Origin of the sequence: Pseudomonas sp. FSL R10-1350 (assembly GCF_009600525.1) — a bacterium.
Classification (GTDB): Bacteria; Pseudomonadota; Gammaproteobacteria; order Pseudomonadales; family Pseudomonadaceae; genus Aquipseudomonas; species Aquipseudomonas helleri.
Genome location: NZ_WIVR01000067.1, coordinates 1 through 25,025, shown reverse-complemented (window position 1 = coordinate 25,025; position 25,025 = coordinate 1). Strand labels below are relative to the sequence as shown.

The window sequence follows — 25,025 nt, the reverse complement described above, 5'->3', positions numbered from 1 at the left end:
TCGTTAGCGGGAGGCGAATTCTACAGCGTTACACGCTGCTGTCAACACCTCATTTCCTGCTTCGATGAATTGAAGCTAGCACCGTCAAAATCATCCAACTCGTTGATATTCAAGGAGTTTTCCGTTTCGACTGCGCCGGAAGTGGTGCGAATTATAGGCCGCTAATAATCTGAGTCAAGCCCTAAATTCATAATTCTGTCACAACGCGCCAAAAGCCATAAAAGCAGAGGCCAGCCTAACGGCTGGCCTCTCTTCTTCTATATACAGCTGCAACTCAAATTACAGACTCGGGAATGCAAACTGCGACGCTTCATGGCTGGCACGTTGCGGCCAACGCTGAGTGATCGCCTTGCGGCGCGTATAAAACCGCACACCGTCCGGACCATAGGCATGCAGGTCACCGAACAGGGAACGCTTCCAACCACCAAAACTGTGGTACGCCACAGGCACTGGTAACGGAACGTTAACCCCGACCATCCCCACTTCGATCTCGTCGCAGAACAGGCGAGCCGCCTCACCATCACGGGTGAAGATGCAGGTACCGTTACCGTATTCGTGATCGTTGATCAGTTGCATCGCTTCTTCCAGGCTATTAACCCGCACGATGCACAGCACCGGACCAAAGATCTCTTCTTTATAGATGCGCATCTGCGGCGTCACACGATCAAACAGGCAGCCGCCCAGGAAGAAGCCATCTTCGTGATCCTTCACGCTCAAGCCGCGACCATCGACGACCAGCTCAGCACCGGCAGCAACACCATCCTCGACATAGCCGCTGACCTTGTCACGCGCCTGCCCCGAGACCAAAGGCCCCATGTCCAGACCGCACGAAGTGCCTGCACCGATTTTCAGCGCCTTGATTTGCGGTACCAGCTTGGCCACCAACGCATCAGCAACCTGATCGCCAACACACACCGCAACCGAAATGGCCATGCAACGCTCGCCGCAAGAACCGTAAGCCGCCCCCATCAGCGCACTCACAGCGTTATCCAGATCCGCATCCGGCATCAGCACCGCGTGGTTCTTCGCCCCGCCCAGCGCCTGCACACGTTTGCCGCGCTTGGTGCCTTCGGCATAAATGTATTCAGCAATCGGCGTTGAACCCACAAAACTCAGCGCTTTAACTTCTGGCGCTTCAATCAACGCATCCACAGCGCCTTTGTCACCATGCACCACGCTCAGCACGCCCTTGGGCAGACCGGCTTCATGCAGCAACTGTGCAATAAACAAGGTCGAGCTTGGATCGCGTTCCGACGGTTTGAGGATGAAACAGTTACCGCACACTATCGCCAGCGGGTACATCCACAGCGGAACCATGGCCGGGAAGTTGAAAGGCGTAATGCCTGCAACCACACCCAGCGGTTGGAAATCCGACCATGCATCAATGTTCGGTCCTACGTTGCGGCTGTATTCACCCTTCAGGATTTCTGGCGCAGCGCACGCAAACTCAACGTTCTCAATCCCGCGCTTCAGTTCACCCGCAGCGTCTTCCAGGGTCTTGCCGTGTTCTTCGCTGATCAACTGGGAGATGCGCGCTTCGTTCTGCTCCAGCAACTGCTTGAAGCGGAACATCACCTGAGCACGCTTGGCCGGTGGCGTATTGCGCCAGGCCGGGAAAGCAGCCTTGGCTGAGTCGATGGCTTTTTGAATGGTTTCACGACTGGCCAGCGGCACTTGATGAATCACTTTACCGGTCGACGGGTTAAACACATCAGCGGTACGACCAGAGTCGCTCAGAAATTCGCCATTGATGAAATGTTGAATGGTGCTCATGGGTGCTCCAAAAAGTTGTCCACAGGCGCGAACGCTGCGCGCCTGCCTCTATTCCCAAAACCGCTTCTATAGATAGAAGGATCAGTCAATCTGGTTCAGCGCTTCACCGACCGCATCGAACAAACGATCCAGGTCTTGCGGCTTGCTATTAAAGGTTGGGCCGAACTGCAGCGTGTCGCCACCAAAGCGTACGTAGAAACCCGCCTTCCACAATTTCATCGCCGCATCAAACGGACGAACAATCGCATCACCATCACGCGGGGCAATTTGAATGGCACCCGCCAAGCCATAGTTACGAATGTCGATGACGTTTTTCACGCCCTTCAAACCATGGATCGCATTCTCAAAGTGCGGCGCGACTTCAGCAACGCTCTGCACCAGGTTTTCCTTTTGCAGCAGATCCAGCGCAGCCAGGCCCGCAGCACAGGCCACAGGGTGAGCCGAATAGGTATAGCCGTGCGGAAATTCAACCGCGTATTCAGGCGTCGGCTGATTCATGAACGTCTGATAAATCTCAGTGGTGGCAATCACCGCGCCCATTGGGATCGCGCCATTGGTCACTTGCTTGGCAATACACATCAAGTCCGGAGTTACGCCGAAGCTGTCAGCACCAAACATCGAGCCTGTACGACCAAACCCGGTGATCACCTCATCGAACACCAACAGGATGTTGTGTTGATCGCAGATTTCACGCAGACGTTTCAGATAACCCTGAGGCGGCACCAGCACACCGGCCGAACCTGCCATAGGCTCCACAAACACCGCCGCGATATTCGACGCGTCATGCAACTCGATCAGCTTGAGCAGCTCATCAGCCAGCGCAATACCACCCTGCTCCGGCATGCCGCGTGAGAACGCGTTGCTCGCCAACAGCGTGTGCGGCAAGTGATCAACATCACTCATCGCCTGGCCAAACAGCTTACGGTTACCGTTCACACCGCCCAGGCTCGTGCCGGCAATGTTCACCCCGTGATAACCACGGGCACGGCCAATCATCTTGGTTTTGGTCGACTGGCCTTTCAAACGCCAGTAAGCACGCACCATCTTCACCGCGGTATCCGCACACTCAGAACCCGAGTCAGTGAAAAACACGTGGTTCAGATTACCGGGGGTCAGCGAGGTGATTTTCTCTGCCAGCTGGAATGACAGCGGGTGCCCGTACTGGAACGCAGGCGAATAATCGAGGGTGCCCAGTTGCTTGGCCACTGCTTCCTGGATTTCTGTGCGGGTATGCCCTGCACCACAGGTCCACAGACCTGACAGCGAATCGTAGATTTGCCGACCTTTATCGTCCGTCAGATAACTACCCTTTGCGCCGACAATAAAACGCGGGTCGCGATGGAAGTTACGGTTAGCGGTGTAAGGCATCCAATGAGCATCCAGCTTGAGCTGGCTAGTCACTGAGATTTCGGCATTTTCGGGCATGTTCATCGGCAAAACCTCGCAAAGCAGAAAGCGGCGTGGGATTGAAAGCGTTGTTGCAGCTAAATTGCCACGGCTATAAAGTCGATGAAATCCAACTCTTCTAACCTTTAGTTAGGCCCGGACTAAACTATGAGCACCCGTCGTCCCGATGCACTGGCACAAGTCAGCGACTTTGATATTCGATTGCTCCGGATCTTTCGCAGCGTTGTCGAATGCGGTGGTTTCTCAGCCGCAGAAACCGTGCTCGGGATTGGCCGCTCGGCCATCAGCCAACAGATGAGCGACCTCGAACAACGCCTCGGTTTACGTCTGTGCCAACGGGGTCGCGCCGGGTTCTCCCTGACAGAAGAAGGCCGCGAGGTGTATCAGTCAGTGCTGCAGTTATTAGGTGCACTGGAAAGTTTTCGTACCGAGGTCAACGGCCTGCACCAGCACCTGCGCGGTGAGTTGACCATTGGCCTCACCGACAACCTGGTCACCCTGCCCCACATGCGTATCACCCATGCGCTGGCACAACTCAAGGAACGCGGACCTGACGTGCAAATCCACATTCGTATGATCGCCCCCAACGAAGTGGAACAAGGCGTTCTCGACGGCCGCCTTCATGTAGGCGTCGTTCCCCAGGCCAGCGCACTCTCCGGGCTTGAATATCAGCCGCTGTACAGCGAGCGCTCACTGCTTTACTGCGCCGTCGGCCACCCGCTGTTTTATGTCGATGACCGGCAACTGGAAGACCAGCGCCTCAATGACCAGGACGCCATTGCCCCGACCTTTCGCCTGCCAGCCGACATCCAGGCGCACTACCAGGCACTCAACTGCACCGCCAGCGCATCCGACCGAGAAGGCATGGCGTTCTTGATTTTGACCGGGCGCTACATCGGCTACCTGCCCGATCACTACGCCAGCTTCTGGGTACAACAAGGTCGCCTGCGCGCCTTGAAAGCCAAAACACGTTTTTATGACTTAAGCCTCGCCTCGGTCACCCGCAAAGGCAGGCGCCCACACCTGGTGCTGGAAAGTTTCCTTGAGAGCCTGGAAGCGACGCGCTAACGTAAACGGCGGCTTCAAGCCTCCAGCCAATGTTCGGAAACCACATGCCATCGACCCTCACCGGCCTTTGCGAATACCGCGAAGAAATCCGCAAAAGCCGCTTCATCACACTGGCCGCGCCGATTACCAGCGCCCAGCAAGCCCAAGACTTCATCGAACAACACAGCGACCTCAACGCCACCCACAACTGCTGGGCCTGGAAGCTCGGCGCCCAATACCGCAGCAGCGATGATGGCGAACCCGGCGGCACCGCAGGGCGGCCGATCCTGTCGGCGATTGAGGCGCAAGACTGCGATCAAGTCGTGGTGCTGGTTATCCGCTGGTACGGCGGCATCCAACTGGGCACCGGCGGGCTCGCGCGCGCCTATGGCGGTGGCGCCAACAAATGCCTGCAAGGGGCAGAGAAACTCCCGCTCATCAGCCGCGCCCCCCTGCAGTGCACCTGCCATTTCAGTGAACTGGCCTTGGTTAAATTGCGTCTGGCCGAACTGGATGGCCTGCTCACCCAAGAAACCTTTACCGCTAACGGGGTTGATTTACAGCTGGAGCTGGGCGAAGAGCACATTGCTGCTCTGCAGCAACAGTTGGCCGGCATCAGTCGCGGCAGAATCCTGTTGCACCGGGACACCCCACACAGCGACGCGTAAGCGTGAATAACCTGCGGCTCACCACTTGCCCACAATCACTGTGCACCCAACTGTGGATAACCTGAGTACACTCGGCTACAGCCCTTTTATTACGGGCCTTTCAGCCATTTGTACGTTTTTTATCCAAATCAGCAACGCTTTACGAAAAACACAGATAAAACAATACTTTAGCGCTGCATATCGCGGTTAGAACAAAGGGATGCAGTGCTTATACCGGTGCATTCAAGTTGCGCACAGATACTGTGGAACAACCTGTGGATAACCCGTGCAAAGTCCCCGGCGATTCAGCCCCCATAACGCTTACTTAATCTTGTGCGTTTTTTAATCAATTACAGTCATTCAAGACCATCACCCGACCTCTGCCTGCCTATTGTTCCTACTCACCATTTGATGAGAGCGCACACACAAGCGCTGGGCACTCGCACAGGGAAGGCGTACAAACAGCTAACGGTGACTTCCTTAACGCTAAAGAGGGCGAATTCATGGCAGCAAAAAAAGCACTAATCGTAGGCGCCTCACGTGGGCTGGGTCTGGGACTGGTGACGGCCCTGTCACATGACGGCTGGCACGTAACCGCAACCGTTCGGGACCCTCAGCGCGCAGAGGCATTAAAAAAACTGGATAACGTGCAGATCGAGCAACTCGACATCGACAACCTGCAAGCCATCAACGCCCTGCACCAGCGCTTGAGCGCAGACGTGTTTGACCTGGTTTTTATTAACGCCGGCATCAAAGGCCCGGACGATCAAACCTCCGGGGCCGCCAGCATCGCCGACATTGGCCAGTTGTTCCTGACCAACAGCGTTGCGCCCGTTAATGTGGCCCAAGCCTTCGTCGGCAGTATCAAAAAGGACAATGGCGTTCTGGCATTTATGAGCTCAAGGCTGGGCAGCATCACCAATCCCAACGCCCCGCAGCTTGCACTCTATAAAGCCAGCAAGGCCGCGCTCAATTCATTGACCAACACCTTTGTGACGCAACTCCCGGAGCCGCGACCAACCGTACTTTCCATCCACCCGGGCGTCGTCAAAACCGACCTGACTCGCGGTACCGGCGACATTGACGTCGACACCAGCATCCGCGGCATCGTCGAACAGCTCTATGCGTATGCCGGTAAAGGCGGTCATCACTATATCGACTACAAGGGTCAGACCATTCCCTGGTAACCGAGTGAAGGGCAGCCGTTGCAGGCTGCCCATCGCTTAAAGCCCCAGCAGCGACAACATGATGAACGTGGCAAACAACACGAAATGCGTCATGCCCTCAATGGCATTGGTCTCACCGTCATTCAAATTGATCGCACACACCACCAGCGTGATCACCACCATCACCGTCTGCACCGGGGTCATCGCCATCTGAAAGGGCTGGCCGGTATATAGCGCCATCGCCTCCATGGCAGGCACAGTCAAAATCACCGTGGACAACGAAGCGCCCAAGGCCACATTCACCACCGATTGCATGCGGTTGGCCAACGCGGCCCGTAGCGCCGTCAGAATTTCCGGTGCCGCCGAGATGGCCGCAACCACAATTGCCGTCATCACCGGCGGCGCGCCCGTCCCCTCAAGGCCAAGGTCCAGCGCCTTGGACATCACCTCTGCCAGCGCACCGATCACAATCACGCCCAAGCCAAGAATGGCGATCGACAGCTTTACGTTGGTCGGCGTCCCTTCTGGCTCGCGCTTGCGGCCTTTTTTTTCCGGGTAGCTGTAACTGAAAAAGTAACTGTGCGGCCCCACCTGCATGCGCAAAAACACCGCATACAGCAGCACCATCGCGCCAATGGTGAAGGCGGAGTAAATTTTCCAGTCGGCCTCAGGGATAAATTCCGGCACCACCATCGACACACCCATGGCGGTCAGAATCATCACGCTGTACGTGCGGGCCGAATCGTCGTTGTAGGACTGCTCGCCATGTTTGATCCCGCCCATCAGCGCGGCCAAACCGAGGATGCCGTTGATATCGAGCATCACCGCCGAATAAATCGTGTCACGCACCAAGGTCGGTGACGGTTCGTTACTCATCATGATGGCCAGGATGACCACTTCTACCAGCACCGCAGACAGCGTAAGAATCATCGTCCCATAAGGGTCGCCGACCTTTTCAGCCAGGACCTCTGCATGATGCGCCACCCGCATCGAAGCGCAGACAATCGCCGCAATCAGGACCAAGCCCCCGATCAGCGCCGTGGCCTGGCCACTGCCCAATAACCAATGTTCCAGCGGGAAGGCCACACCGACCATCACCACCGCCAGGAGGAGGAGTTTTTCATCTTTCAATAAAGTCAGCATCGCAGGCCTTTTGCCGAGAGTCGAATACACGTTGTGAGGTGACAGACTGCCAAAACTCACTAACGTTTCGTTACACCTTAGTTCACAGGCATGCCATTAGAAGGGTCGGACTGGCCGCTCAAACGCAGTTGGTGCGACAAATGGCGGGGGCATTTTTACAAGCTGTGTCGTCCGACGCCTGTAGAATGCCGCCATCTGCACCTGATCTGATGAGAAAAACGAATATGTATGACTGGCTGAACGCCCTGCCAAAAGCAGAACTGCACCTGCACCTTGAAGGTTCTCTAGAGCCCGAGTTGCTGTTCTCGCTGGCCGAGCGCAACAAAGTCGCCCTCCCCTGGAACGATGTTGAAACCTTGCGCAAGGCCTATGCCTTCAACAACCTGCAAGAGTTTCTCGACCTCTACTACAAAGGCGCGGACGTACTGCGCACCTCTCAGGATTTCTACGACCTGACCTGGGCTTACCTGTTGCGCTGCAAGGCTCAGAACGTCATTCACACCGAACCCTTCTTCGACCCGCAAACCCACACCGACCGTGGCGTACCGTTTGAAGTGGTACTGAATGGCATCGCCGCTGCACTCAAAGACGGCGAACAGCAACTGGGTATCACCAGCGGCTTGATCCTGAGCTTCCTGCGCCACCTGAGCGAAGAAGAAGCGCAAAAAACCCTCGACCAGGCACTGCCATTTCGCGATGCATTTGTCGCCGTAGGCCTGGACAGCTCAGAAATGGGCCACCCACCGAGCAAGTTCCAGCGCGTGTTTGACCGTGCCCGCCACGAAGGTTTTCTGACCGTGGCCCACGCCGGCGAAGAAGGCCCGCCGGAGTACATCTGGGAAGCCCTCGACCTGCTGAAAATCCAGCGTATCGACCACGGCGTACGCGCGATTGAAGACGAACGCTTGATGCAACGCATCATCGACGAGCAAATCCCGCTGACCGTGTGCCCGCTGTCCAACACCAAACTGTGCGTGTTCGATCACATGTCGCAACACAACATTCTCGACATGCTCGAGCGCGGCGTAAAAGTCACCGTCAACTCCGACGACCCGGCCTATTTCGGCGGTTACGTGACCGAGAACTTCCACGCGCTGTACACCGACCTGGGCATGACCCAGGACCAAGCCAAACGCCTGGCGCAAAATAGCCTCGACGCACGCCTGATCAAACCGTAAAAACCCGGCCTTGTAGGAGCGAGCTCGCCTCGCGATCTTTTGATCCTTTAAAAAGATCGCGAGACAAGCTCGCTCCTACAAGGCACTACGCTGCCCCGCCAACTCCGCACACCGCTCAATCAGCATGTCGCGCAGCAACTTCACCGGTTTGCTCAACTGGGCGCGATGCCCGCACAGCAAATTCAATGGCGCACGCTCGCAGGTCAATTCCGGCAATAACACCTTGAGCCTGCCCGCCGTCACATCCTGCGCCACGTCCAGCCACGACTTGTACGCAATCCCCGCCCCGGCAATCGCCCACAAACGCACCACATCAGCATCATCACTAAAACGGTCACCGCTCACCGTCAGCCCCAGCTCGCGCTTACCGTCGTTAAATTGCCAATGGTCATGCACGCGCGTCCCGAGCATGTACAGCAGGCAGTTATGTTGCAGCAAATGTTCAAGCTGACGCGGCTCGCCTCGGCGCGCCAAATAGTCGGGTGATGCGCACAGTACGCGGCGGTTGTCGGTGGCAACCGGCAGCGCCACCAGGCTGGAGTCTTCCGGCTCACCGTAACGCAGGGCGATATCCACAGGCTGGCGGAACAGATCGGCAATCCGGTCGCCCAGCAATAGACGTACGGTCAACTGCGGGTGTTCACGCTGAAACGCGTCCAGCCAGGGCAACAACAGGTTACGTCCAAAGTCTGAGGGCGCTGATAGCTGCAACACCCCGCTCACCTGATCTTGCCCGCGGGCTAAAAGGCGGCGCCCTTCATCCAGGCTGCTCAAGGCCGTTCGCGCATAGTCGAGAAAGCCTTGCCCCTCGGCTGTCAGGCGCAGGCTGCGTGTGGAGCGCGCCAACAATCGAACCCCTAACTGCGCTTCGATCCGCTTGAGGGCTGCACTGGCCACTGCTGGCGACAAATCCATCACCCGCGCTGCTGCCGACAAACTGCCCAAGTCAGCAGCACGCACAAACAGTTGCAGGTCATCGAAGCGCAGCATTCATCGCCACCATTATCAAAAAAATATTGAAAGAGACTGCTGTTTTAGCCGGTTTTATCGCTCAGTGAAATGGTTAATCATCGATTCACTTTTCGTACTCACTGTCAGGACATGCCCCATGAAAGCTATCGCCTATTACCAGTCGTTGCCGATCCAGGACCCTAACGCCCTGCAAGACATCGAACTGCCCGAGCCAGTGGCCGGCCCGCGTGACGTGTTGGTTGAAGTCAAAGCCATCTCGGTCAACCCGGTGGACACCAAGGTCCGCCAAAACGCACAGCCGGAGGGCGGTGCCGCCAAAGTGCTGGGTTGGGACGTGGCCGGGGTGATCAAGGCGGTCGGCAGTGACGTCAGCCTGTTCAAGGTCGGTGACAACGTATTCTACGCCGGGTCTATCGCCCGGGCGGGCGGCAACAGCGAGCTGCACGTGGTCGATGAGCGAATCGTCGGGCACATGCCAAAAAGCCTGGGTTTTGCTGAAGCCGCTGCACTGCCGCTGACCGCCATTACCGCCTGGGAATTGTTGTTCGAACGCCTGGCTATTAAAGAAGGCAAAACCGATGAGCAGCAAAGCCTGTTGATTGTCGGCGCAGCAGGCGGGGTCGGCTCGATCCTGACCCAACTGGCCAGCCAGTTGACCGCCCTCAAGGTGATCGGTACTGCATCACGCCCCGAGACCCAAGCCTGGGTTCGCGAACTGGGCGCCGATGTGGTCATCGACCACACCCAGCCATTGAGCGAAGCACTCAAAGCTCAGGGCATCGACGCGGTAACCCACGTCGCCAGCCTGACGCAAACCGATCAGCACCTCGACCAACTGGTCGAAGCCCTTGCCCCACAAGGCAAGTTCGCTTTGATCGACGATCCGAAAACCTTCGACATCACCAAGCTCAAACGCAAGAGCCTGTCGCTGCACTGGGAATTCATGTACACCCGCTCACTGTTCGAAACCCCGGACATGATTGCGCAACACACCCTGCTCAATCGGGTAGCTGAACTAATCGACGCGGGCACTTTGCGCACCACCGTAGGCGAACACTTTGGCACCATCAACGCCGCCAACCTGCGCCGCGCACACGCGCTGCTGGAAAGCGGCAAGGCCAAAGGCAAAATCGTGCTTGAAGGGTTCTGATCACAGCGAGGGGACTAAAACGGTCAATTTTTAACCGTCAGTCAGAGACTTGATGCCTGTCATATTCTGCGGCGCTTTCAGGCATACACTGGCCGCCTTTGCCAACCAAAGGAGGCCAGCAATGAAAATCCTGATAAAGGCGTTAGCAAAATCTCCTGACTGCCAATGGCAGGTTCAAATCGACCAGCAAGCCGTTAACTTTCGCACAAAGGCTGAGGCCAAAGCCTTTGTGGATACGTTGAAATCGCGCTTGCAGGCCCCGCACAAATTGCCCGAACCCATGGCAGTGTGATTCAGACTGTGTCCTCGGCGGCGATCCGCGCCTGATACACACGGCGGGTCGCCATGCCGATCGTCACGGCCAACACCCCGCACAAGGTGATCACCATCGCCATTGGCATTGCCGTGCCATCATGCAAAACACCCACGAGTGACGCCGCACCGGCGGCCACACTGAACTGCAAAAAGCCCAGCATCGCCGAAGCACTGCCCGCCCGTGCGCCCTGCCCATTCATGGCACACGCCGAGGCATTGGGGATGATGCAGCCCAGACTGGCGATGCAGATAAACAGCGGAATCAACAACGGCCACAGTTGCTCGGTATGCAGGGCGCTAATGCCCAGCAATGCCACACCTGCCGCCAGATAAACCCACACCGTACGCGCCAGCAAAAAGGCCGGTTGGCGCTTGGCCAGCAACCGGGCGTTCACTTGCGCCACCAAAATAAAGCCCGCCGCGTTACTGCCGAACAACCAGCCGTAGTGTTCCGCAGGCACGCCATACAGCTTGATAAAGACGAAAGGTGAACCCGCAATGTAGGCAAACATCCCGGCCATTGCGATCCCCCCCGTCAGGGCATGCCCCAAGAACTCGCGATCCTTGAGCAAACGGCCGTATTGGCGCAGCGCCCCCGACAACGGTTGGCGCGGCACGTTGGCCGGCAAGCTTTCCGGCAATCCCAATGCCACTGCCAGGGCGGCCAGTGCACTGAAGCCGGTCAGCGCGATAAAGATCGACTGCCAGCCGTACACATTAACCAGCAGGCCGCCGAGCATCGGCGCCAAAATCGGCGCCAGGCCCATCACCAGCATGAGCTGCGAGAACACCTTGGCCGAGCCCACCGCATCGCACTTGTCACTGACAATCGCACGTGACAGCACCATCCCGGCACACCCGCCCAGCGCCTGGACAAACCGTGCACCAATCAGCCACTCGAGCGTGGGCGCAACCGCGCAGGCCAAAGAACCCAGGGTAAACAGGCCAACACCCACCAGCAGCGGCACACGACGACCGAAGCGGTCAGCCAGCGGGCCGTACGCCAGTTGGCCGATGGACAAACCCAGGAAATACACCGCAAGGGTCAACTGGATGTGCGTTTCATCGGTGGCAAAGGCTAGCGCCATCGCCGGGAACCCAGGCAAGTAGAAATCGATCGCCAAGGGCCCAAAAGCGCTGAGCGCGCCGAGAATCAGGAGAGTTCTAACGTTCATCAGTTGTCCAAATCGTACTGCGGTTAGCGCGGTACGACAGTCTAGCTGTGGTTGCAGACGATGAACATTAAGTTAGCGAGCTATCTAATAAATCACCTGTAGGAGCGATCTTTTGATCCTGGCTCTTTTTACGGCCGCTGCGCGCCCGGACGTAGCCTCGCAAGGCTCGTCAACTGCTACGGGCGTACGCGATACAACTGTAGGAGCGAGCTTGCCTCGCGATCTTTTGATTGTTTAAAAGATCGCGAGGCTTTTCTGCGTCAAGCCGTGGCTAGCACGTCAAAACCGGCACCTTCAATCGCGCCGACGATGTCTTTTGCTGCCAACGAGCTCTCGACCTTCACCGTTTTGGTCTTCAGGTCCACGTCGACTTTAGACTGCGGATCAAGGCGCTGAATCGCGTTGGTCACACCGCGAACACAGCCACCACAGGTCATTCCATCCACTGTAAACGTTTGCATGACATGCCTCCTTTGATTGAGATAGCCACAGCTTCCACCTTGCCATCGTGGCAAGGTCAAGCCCCTTGTTGCATGAGCACACTGGCAATCTGACCTTGGCTCGGCCAAGCTGAATGCCTTCTGATTTAAAAACAAGGTACCGAGCCATGCGCGGGTCCGCTTTGAGCCTAGTCAGTTTTTTAACCCTGGCCGCCTTGCCGCTGTGGGCCAATGCCGATCAAGACTACGGCGTTTTGATCATTTCTCGCGAACGCCTCGAAGTCCCCACCAACTGCGAAGTCGGGGTGTACATCGACGATCAATTGGCCGGGCGATTGTTTCAAGAGCAGGCGCTGTCTTTCAATTTGCCCGCCGGCAATGTCGGCATTCGCCTCAAGCTGCTGCCCGGTCAGGCGCCGGGTTGCTTGCCCGGCATGCTGGTGCCGCCCGCGCAGCAGTTCACGCTTAAAGCCGGTGATGTACGCAAATACCGGATCGCGCTGGGCAAGGACGGCATGTACCTCAAACCCGCCAAATTGGAATACTGACCACACGCCACGAAATAACCCACAGCAGTGGCCTTGACCTTGCCACGGGGTCAAGGTCGATTCTATGGACAGATAACTTCTTAAGGAGGACTGCTCGTGCCCACCCAATTCGATCTGCCGATTGACGGTATGACCTGTGCCAGTTGCGCCGGCCGCGTGGAAAAAGCCTTGGCCAAGGTGCCGGGGGTTGAAAGCGTCAGCGTCAACCTGGCCACTGAGCAGGCGCGTATTCAGGCCCCGGCCGACAGCCTGGCGGCACTGGTCGACGCCGTGCAGCAAGCTGGTTACAGCGTTCCAGCTCACAGCCTGGAGCTGGACGTGGGCGGCATGACCTGCGCGTCCTGCTCAGGGCGCGTGGAAAAAGCCCTCAGCAAAGTCCCAGGCGTCGAGCGTGTCAGCGTCAACCTGGCCAACGAGCGGGCCCACGTCGAGCTGCTTGGCCACGTCGACCCGGCCCAACTGATCGACGCGGTTAACCAGGCCGGCTATTCAGCCAGTCTGCACCAGGCAAACAACCCGCACGCCGTGCAGGACGATCAGCAAAAGCGCTTGCAGCGCGAACGCTGGGCGTTGGTGCTGGCAATTGTCCTGGCGTTACCGCTGGTTCTGCCGATGCTGCTGATGCCATTGGGGATTCACTGGATGCTGCCCGCGTGGGCACAGTTCGTACTCGCCACCCCGGTGCAATTTGTGTTGGGCGCACGCTTTTATCGTGCCGCCTGGAAGGCCGTCAAAGCAGGCGCAGGCAACATGGACCTGCTGGTCGCCCTCGGCACCAGCGCGGGCTACGGCCTGAGCCTCTACGAATGGGCCATCGCCGCGCCCGGCACCACACCGCATCTGTACTTCGAAGCCTCGGCCGTGGTCATCGCGCTGGTACTGCTGGGCAAATACCTCGAAAGCCGCGCCAAACGCCAGACCGCCAGCGCCATTCGTGCCCTTGAAGCCCTGCGCCCGGAGCGCGCCTTGCGCGTGGTTGATGGCCAGGAACAAGACGTCGCCATCAGCGACCTGCGCCTCAATGACCTGGTGCTGGTCAAACCCGGCGAGCGTTTTCCGGTGGATGGCGAAGTGGTCGAAGGCCAAAGCCACGCCGACGAAGCCCTAATCAGCGGCGAAAGCCTGCCCGTGCCGAAACAGCCTGGGGATAAAGTCACCGGCGGCGCGATCAATGGCGAGGGCCGTCTGGTGATCAAAACCTTGGCCCTGGGCACCGAAACCGTCCTCGCACGCATCATTCGCCTGGTCGAAGACGCGCAGGCCGGTAAAGCGCCGATCCAGAAGTTGGTAGATAAAGTCAGCCAGGTGTTCGTCCCCGTGGTGCTCTTGATTGCCCTCGCCACTCTGCTCGGCTGGTGGCTCTACGGCGCCCCCATTGAAACGGCCCTGATCAACGCCGTGGCTGTGCTGGTTATCGCCTGCCCGTGTGCGCTGGGGTTGGCGACACCCACGGCGATCATGGCCGGGACCGGTGTGGCCGCCCGCTTCGGGATCTTGATCAAAGACGCCGAAGCGCTGGAGCGTGCACACGAAGTGAGCGCCGTGGTCTTCGACAAAACCGGCACCCTCACCTCCGGCACCCCGCAAATCGCCCACCTGGCTGCGCTGGACGGTGACGAAACCCACTTGTTGCAAGCCGCAGGCGCCCTGCAACGCGGCAGCGAACACCCCTTGGCCAAGGCCGTACTCGACGCCTGCGCCGCACGGCAGTTAAACGTGCCGGATGTAGCAGACAGCCAGTCCCTGACCGGGCGTGGCATCGCCGGCACACTCGAAGGCCGTCGTCTGGCCTTGGGCAATCGCCGCCTGCTCGACGAAACCGGCCTCACCCCAGGTTCGCTAGCAAACTCCGCAACCGCCTGGGAGAACGAAGGCCGCACCCTGTCGTGGCTCATCGAACAAAGTCCCGAGCCCCGCGTGCTCGGCCTGTTTGCCTTTGGTGACACCCTTAAAACCGGCGCGCAGTCCGCGATCCAGCAACTTACCGCCCGCCACATTAGCAGCCACTTGCTGACCGGCGACAACCGCGGCAGCGCCCGTGTGGTCGCCCAAGCGTTGGGCATTACCGACGTGCACGCCGAAGTCTTGCCCGCCGACAAGGCAGCCACGGTGGCTGAACTGAAAAAAACCGGCGTGGTGGCGATGGTCGGCGACGGCATCAACGACGCCCCGGCACTGGCCGCAGCCGATATTGGTATCGCCATGGGCGGCGGCACCGACGTGGCCATGCAGGCTGCGGGCATTACCCTGATGCGCGGCGACCCGCGACTGGTGCCCGCCGCCCTGGACATCAGCCGTAAAACCTATGCAAAAATCCGCCAGAACCTGTTCTGGGCGTTTGTCTACAACGTGATCGGCATTCCGCTGGCCGCCTTTGGCTTCCTCAACCCGGTACTGGCGGGCGCGGCCATGGCATTCTCCAGCGTCAGCGTGGTCAGCAACGCGCTGTTACTGAAGTTCTGGAAACCCGACGATCTAGAGTGAGGAGGCAACTGTCATGAATATCGGCCAGGCCGCCAAGCACAGCGGCCTGAGCGCCAAAATGATTCGTTACTACGAGTCCATTGGCTTGCTCAAACCCGCCCACCGCAGCGACAGCGGCTATCGCCTGTACAGCGACGACGACCTGCACACATTGGCGTTTATCAAGCGTTCGCGGGACCTGGGGTTTTCACTGGAAGAGGTCGGCAAACTGCTGACCTTATGGCAAGACCGCCAGCGCGCCAGCGGCGACGTAAAAGCCCTGGCGCGCCAACACATCGAGGCGTTGAATCAAAAGATTGTTGAACTGAGCAGCCTGCGTGACACCCTGCAAGTGCTGGTCGAAAGCTGCCAGGGCGACCACCGCCCCGACTGCCCGATCCTCAAAGACCTGGAGTCGGGGGCGTGCTGCACCCCATAACCCTGTAACCCTGTAGTCGCTGCCGAGGCACGAAGGCTGCGATCGAGTGCGCAGCGCTCGCATTTTTACGACGGCTTCGCCGCCGATCGCAGCCTTCGTTCCTCGTCAGCGACTACAGCTAAGGCTCACAGCACCATCATCAACACTTTGCCGATCATCAACACGCTGACCACCGCACACAGCACCGCAAAGCCCTGCTGCATCCGCTGGCCCGAAACCTTCGGCGCCAGCACGCGGCCGATGATCATCCCCGCCAGCGTCGCGCTAATAAACAGCACGCCCTGTTCCGACAGGCTAAAGCCCTGATACACCAGATGCCCCAAGGTGCCCAAAGACACCAGCGCCACCACCATCAGCGACGTGGCGACAATCCCGTGCATCGGCACGTCACTGAATTTGCGAAACGCCGGGACGATCAAAAAACCACCGCCCACCCCCAGCAACCCGGTCAACAACCCCGCCGAGGCGCCGATCGACACCAACGTGGTGGCGCAGCGCAGGTCCCACTTCAAGTGCCCGGTAGACGGGTTGAGCTGGCAGTTTTTATGTTCCATGTCTTCATCAGACGGGCAGCCCGCCCGGGCTTTCAAAAACATGCGCGCCGAGACAAACACCATCACGCCACCAAACAAGGCCATCAGTACCGCTCCGGGCAGTAGCTTGGCCAAGTGCAGCCCCAATGGCGACGCCAGCCAGCCGGCACCGGCCATTAGCGCGGCCGCCTTGTAGCGCACCAAGCCTTTGCGCAACCCGTCTATAGCACCCACCGACGCCGCCACACCCACCGCCAATAACGCAACAGGCGTGGCCTCAACCAGCGTCCAGCCCAAGCCCAGGGTCAACGCCGGGATGGCCAAAATACCGCCGCCCGCGCCGGTCAGCCCCAACAGCAAGCCCACCAGCGCGCCCAAGATCATAATCAGCATGGTTGAACTCAGTCCGGCTTGCAGTCAGTAAACCATTCACGCCCTTTGAGCATCCCTTGCCAGTAGAACCAAGGCAGTAATGTTGCCTTCAGGAACCAGGCAGACTGTCTTGGCACGGTAGGATCCATCGGAAAGGTCGGCAGGAGTTTTCCGCCATAACCGAACTCGGCCAGAATCACTTTGCCTTTTTCGACCGTCAGCGGGCACGAGCCATAACCGTCATAACGCTTGGGCAATGCACGGCCCTGGCGCAGGGCAATCAGGTTGTCTGCCACCACCACGACTTGCTTGCGCGCTGCCGCTGCCGTTTTGGCATTACTGGTGCCGCACACATCGCCCGCTGCAAAAATCTCGGGGTAGCGCGGATGCTGCAAGGTGGCCGGGTCGGTTTCAAACCAGCCCGCCTTGTCGGCCAGTTCGCTGCGACGGATCACGTCCGGGGCTTGTTGCGGCGGCACGACATGCAGCATGTCGAAGCGCTTCTCGACCCGCGAGACCTGTCCATCGGCAGCGGTCACATCAAACCAGGCGGTCTTGTTCGGGCCGTCAACTTTGACCAGATTGGACTGGAACGCCAATTGCGCCTTGTAGGCTTCCACGTATTTCATCAACGGCGGGACAAAGGTCGGGACGCCAAACAACGCCGCACCCGCCAGGTTGAACTCCACCGAAACCGACGCCAGCACACCCTGCTTGCGCCAGTAATCACACGACAGATACATCGCTTTTTGCGGCGCACCGGCACACTTGATCGGCATCCCCGGTTGCGTGAACAGCGCCTTGCCACCGCGCAGCGAGCGCACCAGTTCCCAGGTGTAGGGCGCCAGATCATGCCGGTAATTGGACGTTACGCCATGTTTGCCGAGGGTTTCTTCCAGGCCTTCGATCTTCTCCCAGGCCAGTTGCAAGCCAGGGCACACAATCAACTGCTGATAACCCAGCTCAGTGCCGTCACTGAGCAGCACCACCTTGCGCTGCGGCGCAAACGCACACAGCGACGCCTTCACCCACTGCGCCCCTTTGGGCATCACCTCGCCGGTGGGCCGCACCGTGTCTCGCACGTCGTAGGCACCGCCGCCCACCAGAGTCCACGCGGGCTGATAGTAGTGCTCGGTATTGGGCTCGATCACGGCAATGCGCAAAGACGCATCGCGCTTCAACAAGCTTGCCGTCACCGACAGCCCGGCCGAGCCGCCGCCCACCACCACGACATCAAACTGGCGCACTTCACGCGCGCCTTGGGTCGCGGCCTCATAGAGTTTTGAAGACCGATTGCCCGTGCGGCAAAACGCCAACACCGGCTTGGGCAACTCAGCCAGCAACTCACGCAGTTGTTGCGCCTGTTCCGCGGTTGCGCCGGTGGTCTGCACCGGCAAATAAGCAAAACTCAGCCCCAACGCCTCGGCGGCCTGCTGCATAACGCCGTGCTCGGGTTGCTCGGGGCCGCCTTCATGATCGGGACGGTTGCACACCACACTGCGAAAACCCAGTGCGGGCAAGGCTTGGAGGTCAGACGGCGCGAGCTGGCCAGACACCGAGAACGTGGCGTCGATTCGCTTGATGTTTTGCTCCATTGGGCACTCCAGGCACAACAAAAATGAATGGAATAAGGGGGCGGTGAACGTCGTGGGCAACGGCCCGCATCACTTCTTCAGCGCTTGACCGCAATACAGACCCGACAACGTTTGCATCACAGACACCACTTCGAAACTGGCGAGGGAGTAGTAAATATATTTCCCCATGCGCCGGGTGTTGACCATGCCTTCATCGCGCAACACGCCGAGCTGTTGCGACAGAGTGGGCTGGCGGATCCCGGTCAGGTCTTCAAGCTCACCGACATTGCGTTCGCCTTGCGTCAGCTGGCACAGCAACAGCAGCCGGTCTTCATTGGCAAGGGCTTTGAGAAGGGTGCAGGCTTTGGACGCAGAATCGCGCAGAAGGCCGATCTCTTCACTGGTGAGTTGGGCAGACATGGAGAGCTCCGTGACGTAATGGTCGACAGTCTACGTCTCGATAATATATGTTTCAATATATTGAAATATCTTTTGATTCACGTGAGGCCCTTCATGCACGCCGACATTCAAGGTTTCTACGACCCCAATACCTCAACCGTGAGCTACGTGGTGTACGAAGCAGACGGTAGCGAGTGCGCCATCATTGACCCGGTGCTCGACTACAACGCTGCCGCCGGGCGCATCAGTACCGACAGCGCCGACAGCATCATCAGGTTTGTAGAAGCCCACGGCCTAAAGGTGCAGTGGTTGCTGGAGACCCACGCCCACGCAGACCATTTGTCTGCCAGCGCCTACCTCAAGCAAAAGCTCGGCGGGCACATCGGCATTGGCTCGGCGATTACCCAAGTCCAGGGCGTGTTTCGCGATATCTACAACCTGGAGCCTGAGTTCAGACTCGACGGCTCGCAATTCGACCATTTATTCGAGCCGGACGAGGTATTCCACATTGGCCGCCTGCACGTGCGCGCGCTCCATGTGCCGGGGCACACGCCAGCCGACATGGCCTACCAGCTCGAAGACCACAGCATCTTTGTCGGTGACACCCTTTTCATGCCGGATGTCGGCACCGCGCGTTGCGACTTTCCGGGGGGCGATGCGCAGCAGTTGTATCACTCCATCAAGCGCCTGCTGAGTTTGCCGGCCGATACCCGACTGTTGATGTGCCACGACTACCCGCCCGCCGGGCGCGAAGCCTCGTGGTCGACCACGGTGGGCGAGCAGCGGGCGCGCAATATCCACGTGAACGACAGCGTGCCACTGGCCGACTTTGTCGACATGCGCACCACCCGCGACGCCACCTTGGGCGTACCGGCCCTGTTGATCCCGGCCATCCAGGTCAACATCCGCGCCGGCAACCTGCCGCCCGCCGATGAAAGCGGCCTGCGCAGCCTGAAAATCCCGCTCAACCGGTTTTAAAAATGGCGGGCATAAAAAATCCGGCCAAGGCCGGATTTTTTATTCATCGAATCACTGCATCCACGGCGGAGGCGGCTCTTCGGCCTTACTCGGTGGCGCATCATCTGCGGCTCGCACCGCTTGACGACGTTCTTCGTCCAGACGGGCCGCTTCGATCTCGCGGATCACACCGCCGACATCCGCCAGCTCTTCCGGCTCATCAAACTCGCCAGTCAACACGCTGGTCGGCTGCAGGGTGCCCGCTTCGTAAAGCGCCCACATTTCCTTGGCGTAGCGGGTTTTCTTCAACTCCGGCGCAAAGCGTCCGAAGTACAAAGCCATGTTGCCCACGTCACGCTCCAGCATGTTGAACGCGTGGTTGTTGCCCGCTGCATCCACCGCCTGTGGCAAGTCGATAATCACCGGGCCGGTTGGCGTCAGTAACACGTTGAACTCAGACAAGTCGCCGTGAACCAGCCCCGTGCAGAGCATCAGCACGATCTGGGAAATCAGGTACGCGTGGTATTCGCGCGCCTGATCCGGCTCCAGCACCACATCGTTCAAGCGCGGTGCCGCGTCGCCGTATTCATCGGCCACCAGTTCCATCAGCAGCACGCCTTCGAGGAAGTCGAACGGCTTGGGCACTCGTACACCGGCGCCCGCCAGCCGGAACAGCGCGGCTACTTCGGCGTTCTGCCAGGCGTCTTCGGTTTCTTTACGACCGTACTTCGAGCCCTTGGCCATCGCTCGGGCCTGACGGCTGTTGCGAACCTTGCGACCCTCCTGATATTCAGCGGCCTGCCGGAAACTTCGTTTGTTAGCCTCCTTGTAAACCTTGGCGCATCGCAGCTCTTTGCCGCAGCGGACCACATAAACAGCTGCTTCTTTGCCACTCATGAGTGGGCGCAGCACCTCGTCGATCAGACCGTCCTCGATCAGGGGTTCTAAGCGTTTTGGAGTCTTCATCAGCTTTTATTGTGGGTCCTTTGTTACCAAACACGCGAATGTCACTCGTTATACGGCAATCCACTCACTACGGGGAGAGGGGGACCGTGCAAGAGTCGCTTGTAGGCACGCCATGTGCCAAAAATCCCGACGTTAGCCGCTCTGGATAATAGACGAGCGCCAACCATCGGGCATCGACTAATCCCGTTGATTCAGCGCGCACCCTACTAGAGCCGAGCAAAATGTATGCAGGGCGTTTCCGAAAATAGCCCGATCACTGTCGGAATAACTCGCCGGGCGTGAAGCCAAACATTTTTTTAAAGGCGGCAATAAAGGCCGACGTGGATTCATAGCCACATGACAACGCCGCCAGAGTCACGCTGCCGCCCTCCTCCAGCACCCGCAAAGACGACAGCAAGCGCATACGCTGGCGCCAACTGCGAAAACTCATGCCGGTTTCCCGGTCAAACAATCGCATCAGGGTTTTTTCCGACGTGCCCAAGCGCTCGGCCCACACGCTGAGCGTCACTTCAGCCTCAGGGTTTTCAATCAGCTCATTGCACAGCGCCAACAACCGCGCATGACGCGGCAATGGCAGCGAAAAACCGACCTGGTTCAGGCCCGCCAACTGATCGAGCAACACCTGCACCAAACGTTCTTCAGGGCTGCCGCCTTGTGGATACTCCACCGGCAAGGCGCAAAAACGTTTGATCAGCTCGCGCGCCAGCGGTGTCACCTCCAATACCCGGCAATGTTCGGGTGCCCACAGGCAATCCTCACGGCGCACGTACACGCTGCGCATCTCGGCGCGCATTGAGGTCACCACCTCATGCTCCAGCCCGGCCGGGATCCAGATGCCCCACTGCGGCGGCGCATAAAAACTGCCTTCGTCGGTGTGCACACCCAACACGCCACTGATGGCATACGAAAACTGCACCCAATCATGTCGATGGCGTGGCGTCCACGAGCCCGCGCCCAAACTCTCGGCGCGCGCGTACAGCGGCCGAGGCAAGGTTGTGAGTGCAGGAATGGCGCGTTCGGCACCACGTTGTCCGTTTGGCGGCATTGGTTGGCCTTATGTCGCAAGACGTCAGATAAACCCGACGTTAGGCTAAGTCATCAATTCTTACAATGCTCTGGTGCCCACGATGCCTGTGTTCAAACACCTCAAACGCCTGTTCACAGACTGGTTTCTGTGCGGCATGTTACTGGCGACTTTACTCGCCTACGTCTTCCCGACGTTCGGCAGCACTGGCGGCGGCATGCACGCGGAAGTGGTGATCAACATCGGCGTGTTCCTGGTGTTCTTCCTGCACGGGGTCAACCTGTCCAGCGAGCAAATCCGCCACGGCCTGAAAAATATCCGCCTGCACTTCATGGTTCAGGGCTTCACCTTTATCGTCTTCCCGCTGATCTGGGTGGTCGCCAACAAGTTGTTGGGCGCGCACATTCCGCCGCTGCTGATGCTGGGGTTCTTCTACCTTTGCGCCCTGCCTTCGACCATTTCCTCGTCCGTGGCCCTCACCGGCAGCGCGGGGGGCAACGTGCCTGCAGCGATTCTCAACGCCAGTCTGTCGAGCGTACTGGGGATATTTCTCACGCCCTTGCTGGTGAGCTTTGTGGTCGGCAGCGGCTCGGGCGGTATCGACCTGGGCTCAACCCTGCTCGATCTGTGCGCCATGCTGTTGCTGCCATTGGTGCTTGGGCAACTGGTGCGCCCGCTGTTCGGACGCTTTTTCGCCCGCCACAAGCGCTACACCAATATCTGCGACAAAGTGGTGATCTTGCTGCTGGTGTACGCGGCGTTCTGTAACTCGATGGTCTCGGGCATGTGGCAACAGCAAGGCACCTCGGTGATCTTCAGCGCCCTGGTTGGCAGCGCGATCTTGCTCGCCATCATCCTGTGGCTGACCACCCGCACTGCGCGCGCCTTGAAATTCAGCACCGCCGATGAAATCGCCGCCGTGTTCTGCGCCAGCAAAAAATCCCTGGCGGCGGGCGCCCCGATGGCGGCCTTGATCTTCGGCGCCAACCCCGGCCTTGGCCTGATTTTGCTGCCGATCATGATCTACCACCCGCTGCAACTGATCGTCTGCTCGGTGATGGCTGAAAGCTACGCCAGCCGCAATCAGCGAGAAAAGGCCGAACAAAACGCCACGGCCGTGGCCGCCAGCTAAGCTTCATCTTTTTGTGGGAGCGGGCTTGCTCGCGATGCAGACAACGCGGTTTTTGAGTTAACCCGCGTCGATACAATCGCGAGCAAGCCCGCTCCCACACACATCAGTCCCGCTCAAGAATCGCCGTCACACCCTGCCCACCGGCCGCGCAGATCGAGATCAACCCTCGGCCCTGCCCGGCCGTAGCCAGCAACTTGGACAAGTTGGTGACGATGCGCCCACCCGTCGCGGCAAACGGATGCCCAACGGCCAGCGAACTGCCTTTGACGTTCAGCTTGCTGCGGTCAATGGACCCCAGCGGCGCCTCCAGCCCCAGCCTTGTCCGGCAGTATTCGGCGTCTTCCCACGCCTTCAAGGTGCACAGCACCTGGGCGGCAAACGCCTCATGAATCTCGTAGTAGTCAAAGTCCTGCAAAGTCAGGCCATTACGCGCCAGCAGCCGTGGGACCGCATACACCGGCGCCATCAGTAACCCTTCGGCTCCGTGTACGAAATCCACCGCCGCCGATTCGCCATCGCGCAGGTAAGCCAACACCGGCAACCCCCGCGCCTTGGCCCACTCCTCACTCGCCAATAACACCACGGACGCGCCATCAGTCAGCGGCGTCGAGTTACCCGCCGTCAAGGTGCCTTTGGCGCTGCGCTCGAACACCGGTTTTAGCGCGGCCAGCTTCTCCAGGGTCAGCTCGGGGCGCAGGTTATTGTCGCGGCGCAGCCCCTGAAACGGGGTGAGCAAATCGTCTTCCCAGCCCTCGTGATACGCCGCCGACAACGCCTGATGGCTGTGCAAGGCCAAGGCATCCTGCTCGTCCCGGGGGATATGCCAGGTTTGCGCCATCAACTCGCAGTGCTGGCCCATGGACAAGCCGGTACGCGGCTCGCCATTACGCGGGAAGGCCGGTTTCAAAAAGCTTGGGCGCAATTGCAGCAAGGCTTTGACCTTGTCCAGCGGCGCCTTGGTGCGATTGAGCTGCAACAGCCATTTGCGCAGGCCGTCATTCAGGCCAATCGGCACGTCCGAGGCGCTGTCGACACCCCCGGCAATCGCACAGTCAATCTGCCCGAGGGCAATTTTATTGGCCACCAACAACGCCGCTTCCAGGCCGGTGCCGCAGGCTTGTTGCAGGTCATAGGCGGGGGTTTGTGGTGACAGGCGTGAGCCCAGCACGCACTCGCGGGTCAGGCTGAAGTCCCTGGAGTCCTTGAGCACCGCCCCGGCCACCACTTCGCCCATGCGCAACCCGTGCAGGTTGTAGCGCTCAATCAGCCCCTCCAGCGCAGCGGTCAACATCGTCTGATTGCTGGCCGTCGCGTACGCTCCGTTAGCGCGGGCAAATGGAATTCGATTACCGCCAATAATGGCTACTCGACGCAAACTCATAAGATGTTCCCTATTCTTTCAAGGCCATTGATCGTTACAAGCGTAGGTCCTATCGCTGATAACGAACGACCATGACGTGTTTGTGGTCAACCCTTTGAACCCCATCTGTCGGAGAGTGTTCCATGTCAGACCGTTATATCGACTTTGCCAACTCATCCATCGGCCACCGCGTGGTCGGTGCATTGGGTCTGCCGACACCGGTACGACTGGAACGCTGGCAAGCGGGCCGCCTGCGCCCGGTAGAAGGTGCACTGCTGTTGGGGGGCGGTGCATTGGCCGCGACGGTCGGGGCTTTTGCGCAAAAACTCACCGATGCCGTATTTGCCTACGGCCCCGGCGAGTGGTCGGCCAACCCGTGGATACCCGGCCAGGGGCCCAAGCTCAAGGCCGTGGTATTCGATGCCAGCGAACTGCTGTACACCGACCAGCTCAAACAATTGCGAGAGTTCTTCCAGCCACTGCTGCGCAGCCTGGCGCCCAGTGCGCACATCGTGATCCTCGGCCGCGCCCCCGAAACCCAGCGTGATCCGTTTGCCGCCAGCGCCCAACGCGCCCTTGAAGGCTTTGCCCGCTCATTGGCCAAAGAGCTGCGCAGCGGCGGCACCTTGCAACTGCTGTATGTCGGCGAAGGGGCTGAAGACCAACTAGAAGGCGCGCTGCGTTTTTTCCTCTCGCCCAAAAGTGCCTTTGTCAGCGGCCAGGTGCTGCGCCTGAGCCCATGCGCCACGCAGGTGCCGGACTGGACGCGGCCATTGGCCGGGCGTAAAGCCTTGGTCACCGGCGCAGCGCGGGGCATTGGTGCGTCGATTGCCGAAACCCTGGCC

Annotated in this window: 23 protein-coding genes and 1 pseudogene; 12 read left to right on the top strand and 12 right to left on the bottom strand. The window is 59.1% G+C overall.

Going from position 1 to position 25,025, the window contains the following annotated elements; translation table 11 throughout:
- Positions 1–279: 279 nt before the first annotated feature.
- Both GHO25_RS21695 and GHO25_RS21690 read right to left on the bottom strand, forming a co-directional pair.
- Positions 280–1,773, bottom strand: a complete 1,494-nt coding sequence (locus tag GHO25_RS21695; protein WP_153330336.1) for a CoA-acylating methylmalonate-semialdehyde dehydrogenase — start codon at positions 1,771–1,773, stop codon at positions 280–282.
- Between the two features lie 81 nt (positions 1,774–1,854).
- Positions 1,855–3,204 (bottom strand): aspartate aminotransferase family protein, encoded by a 1,350-nt coding sequence (locus GHO25_RS21690; protein ID WP_048366455.1) that lies wholly within the window; start codon positions 3,202–3,204, stop codon positions 1,855–1,857.
- 123 nt (positions 3,205–3,327) lie between these two features.
- Between GHO25_RS21690 and GHO25_RS21685 the strand changes: the two genes are divergently transcribed.
- The 3 genes from GHO25_RS21685 to GHO25_RS21675 all read left to right on the top strand — a co-directional run bounded on the left by GHO25_RS21685 (position 3,328) and on the right by GHO25_RS21675 (position 6,061).
- Positions 3,328–4,248, top strand: coding sequence for a LysR family transcriptional regulator (locus GHO25_RS21685; RefSeq protein ID WP_048366456.1), 921 nt, complete (start codon positions 3,328–3,330; stop codon positions 4,246–4,248).
- Between the two features lie 44 nt (positions 4,249–4,292).
- Positions 4,293–4,895: a YigZ family protein gene (locus GHO25_RS21680; RefSeq protein ID WP_153392335.1), complete on the top strand. Its 603-nt coding sequence runs from the start codon at positions 4,293–4,295 to the stop codon at positions 4,893–4,895.
- Between the two features lie 482 nt (positions 4,896–5,377).
- Positions 5,378–6,061, top strand: a complete 684-nt coding sequence (locus GHO25_RS21675) for an SDR family oxidoreductase (protein ID WP_153392333.1) — start codon at positions 5,378–5,380, stop codon at positions 6,059–6,061.
- A 36-nt stretch (positions 6,062–6,097) separates the two neighbouring features.
- Here the strand turns inward: GHO25_RS21675 and GHO25_RS21670 are convergent, their stop codons facing one another.
- Positions 6,098–7,183 carry a calcium:proton antiporter gene (locus GHO25_RS21670; protein WP_153392332.1) on the bottom strand — a complete coding sequence of 362 codons (1,086 nt, stop codon included), beginning with the start codon at positions 7,181–7,183 and terminating at the stop codon, positions 6,098–6,100.
- 224 nt (positions 7,184–7,407) lie between these two features.
- Between GHO25_RS21670 and GHO25_RS21665 the strand changes: the two genes are divergently transcribed.
- A complete protein-coding gene (locus tag GHO25_RS21665) occupies positions 7,408–8,361 on the top strand; it encodes an adenosine deaminase (protein WP_048366460.1) in 954 nt (317 codons plus the stop codon).
- Between the two features lie 75 nt (positions 8,362–8,436).
- On the opposite strand, the gene GHO25_RS21660 is transcribed toward GHO25_RS21665, so the two are convergent.
- Positions 8,437–9,351, bottom strand: a complete 915-nt coding sequence (locus tag GHO25_RS21660; RefSeq protein ID WP_153392330.1) for a LysR family transcriptional regulator — start codon at positions 9,349–9,351, stop codon at positions 8,437–8,439.
- 118 nt (positions 9,352–9,469) lie between these two features.
- On the opposite strand from GHO25_RS21660, the gene GHO25_RS21655 reads away from it, so the two are divergent.
- Together GHO25_RS21655 and GHO25_RS26180 are read left to right on the top strand one after the other, a co-directional pair.
- The gene (locus GHO25_RS21655) at positions 9,470–10,483 is read left to right on the top strand and encodes a zinc-binding alcohol dehydrogenase family protein (RefSeq protein ID WP_153330334.1); all 1,014 of its coding nucleotides are present in this window, start codon (positions 9,470–9,472) and stop codon (positions 10,481–10,483) included.
- A gap of 121 nt (positions 10,484–10,604) precedes the next feature.
- Positions 10,605–10,775, top strand: a complete 171-nt coding sequence (locus GHO25_RS26180) for a hypothetical protein (protein ID WP_164488133.1) — start codon at positions 10,605–10,607, stop codon at positions 10,773–10,775.
- A 1-nt stretch (position 10,776) separates the two neighbouring features.
- Here GHO25_RS26180 and GHO25_RS21650 read toward each other — a convergent pair whose 3' ends face one another.
- Complete coding sequence (locus GHO25_RS21650; RefSeq protein WP_153330333.1) at positions 10,777–11,973, bottom strand: multidrug effflux MFS transporter; 1,197 nt, start codon at positions 11,971–11,973, stop codon at positions 10,777–10,779.
- Positions 11,974–12,233: 260 nt separating this feature from the next.
- Positions 12,234–12,434, bottom strand: coding sequence for a heavy-metal-associated domain-containing protein (locus GHO25_RS21645; protein WP_153392328.1), 201 nt, complete (start codon positions 12,432–12,434; stop codon positions 12,234–12,236).
- Between the two features lie 146 nt (positions 12,435–12,580).
- On the opposite strand from GHO25_RS21645, the gene GHO25_RS21640 reads away from it, so the two are divergent.
- From GHO25_RS21640 to cueR, 3 genes are all read left to right on the top strand, one after another.
- Positions 12,581–12,961, top strand: a complete 381-nt coding sequence (locus GHO25_RS21640) for a hypothetical protein (protein WP_153330331.1) — start codon at positions 12,581–12,583, stop codon at positions 12,959–12,961.
- A 96-nt stretch (positions 12,962–13,057) separates the two neighbouring features.
- Entirely contained in the window at positions 13,058–15,445 is a 2,388-nt protein-coding gene (locus tag GHO25_RS21635) for a heavy metal translocating P-type ATPase (protein ID WP_372240962.1), read from the top strand.
- A gap of 13 nt (positions 15,446–15,458) precedes the next feature.
- The gene (cueR, locus tag GHO25_RS21630; RefSeq protein WP_048366466.1) at positions 15,459–15,863 is read left to right on the top strand and encodes a Cu(I)-responsive transcriptional regulator; all 405 of its coding nucleotides are present in this window, start codon (positions 15,459–15,461) and stop codon (positions 15,861–15,863) included.
- Positions 15,864–15,988: 125 nt separating this feature from the next.
- Here the strand turns inward: cueR and GHO25_RS21625 are convergent, their stop codons facing one another.
- From GHO25_RS21625 to GHO25_RS21615, 3 genes are all read right to left on the bottom strand, one after another.
- Positions 15,989–16,789 carry a sulfite exporter TauE/SafE family protein gene (locus GHO25_RS21625; protein WP_153392325.1) on the bottom strand — a complete coding sequence of 267 codons (801 nt, stop codon included), beginning with the start codon at positions 16,787–16,789 and terminating at the stop codon, positions 15,989–15,991.
- A gap of 8 nt (positions 16,790–16,797) precedes the next feature.
- Entirely contained in the window at positions 16,798–18,363 is a 1,566-nt protein-coding gene (locus tag GHO25_RS21620) for a bifunctional protein tyrosine phosphatase family protein/NAD(P)/FAD-dependent oxidoreductase (protein WP_153392324.1), read from the bottom strand.
- Between the two features lie 69 nt (positions 18,364–18,432).
- Positions 18,433–18,762, bottom strand: a complete 330-nt coding sequence (locus GHO25_RS21615; RefSeq protein WP_048366468.1) for a helix-turn-helix transcriptional regulator — start codon at positions 18,760–18,762, stop codon at positions 18,433–18,435.
- A gap of 93 nt (positions 18,763–18,855) precedes the next feature.
- Between GHO25_RS21615 and GHO25_RS21610 the strand changes: the two genes are divergently transcribed.
- Positions 18,856–19,719 (top strand): MBL fold metallo-hydrolase, encoded by an 864-nt coding sequence (locus GHO25_RS21610; protein WP_048366469.1) that lies wholly within the window; start codon positions 18,856–18,858, stop codon positions 19,717–19,719.
- A 51-nt stretch (positions 19,720–19,770) separates the two neighbouring features.
- On the opposite strand, the gene GHO25_RS21605 is transcribed toward GHO25_RS21610, so the two are convergent.
- The gene (locus GHO25_RS21605; RefSeq protein ID WP_048366470.1) at positions 19,771–20,664 is read right to left on the bottom strand and encodes a PA4780 family RIO1-like protein kinase; all 894 of its coding nucleotides are present in this window, start codon (positions 20,662–20,664) and stop codon (positions 19,771–19,773) included.
- A 253-nt stretch (positions 20,665–20,917) separates the two neighbouring features.
- Positions 20,918–21,709: a helix-turn-helix domain-containing protein gene (locus tag GHO25_RS21600; RefSeq protein ID WP_048366471.1), complete on the bottom strand. Its 792-nt coding sequence runs from the start codon at positions 21,707–21,709 to the stop codon at positions 20,918–20,920.
- Positions 21,710–21,791: 82 nt separating this feature from the next.
- Here GHO25_RS21600 and GHO25_RS21595 point away from each other — a divergent pair, with 82 nt between their 5' ends.
- Positions 21,792–22,820 carry a bile acid:sodium symporter family protein gene (locus GHO25_RS21595; protein ID WP_153392323.1) on the top strand — a complete coding sequence of 343 codons (1,029 nt, stop codon included), beginning with the start codon at positions 21,792–21,794 and terminating at the stop codon, positions 22,818–22,820.
- A gap of 103 nt (positions 22,821–22,923) precedes the next feature.
- On the opposite strand, the gene GHO25_RS21590 is transcribed toward GHO25_RS21595, so the two are convergent.
- On the bottom strand, positions 22,924–24,201 hold the full coding sequence (locus tag GHO25_RS21590) for an acetyl-CoA C-acetyltransferase (protein WP_153392322.1): 1,278 nt from the start codon (positions 24,199–24,201) through the stop codon (positions 22,924–22,926).
- A 122-nt stretch (positions 24,202–24,323) separates the two neighbouring features.
- Here GHO25_RS21590 and GHO25_RS21585 point away from each other — a divergent pair.
- Positions 24,324–25,025 (top strand): annotated as a pseudogene (locus tag GHO25_RS21585) (short chain dehydrogenase); the annotation flags it as partial.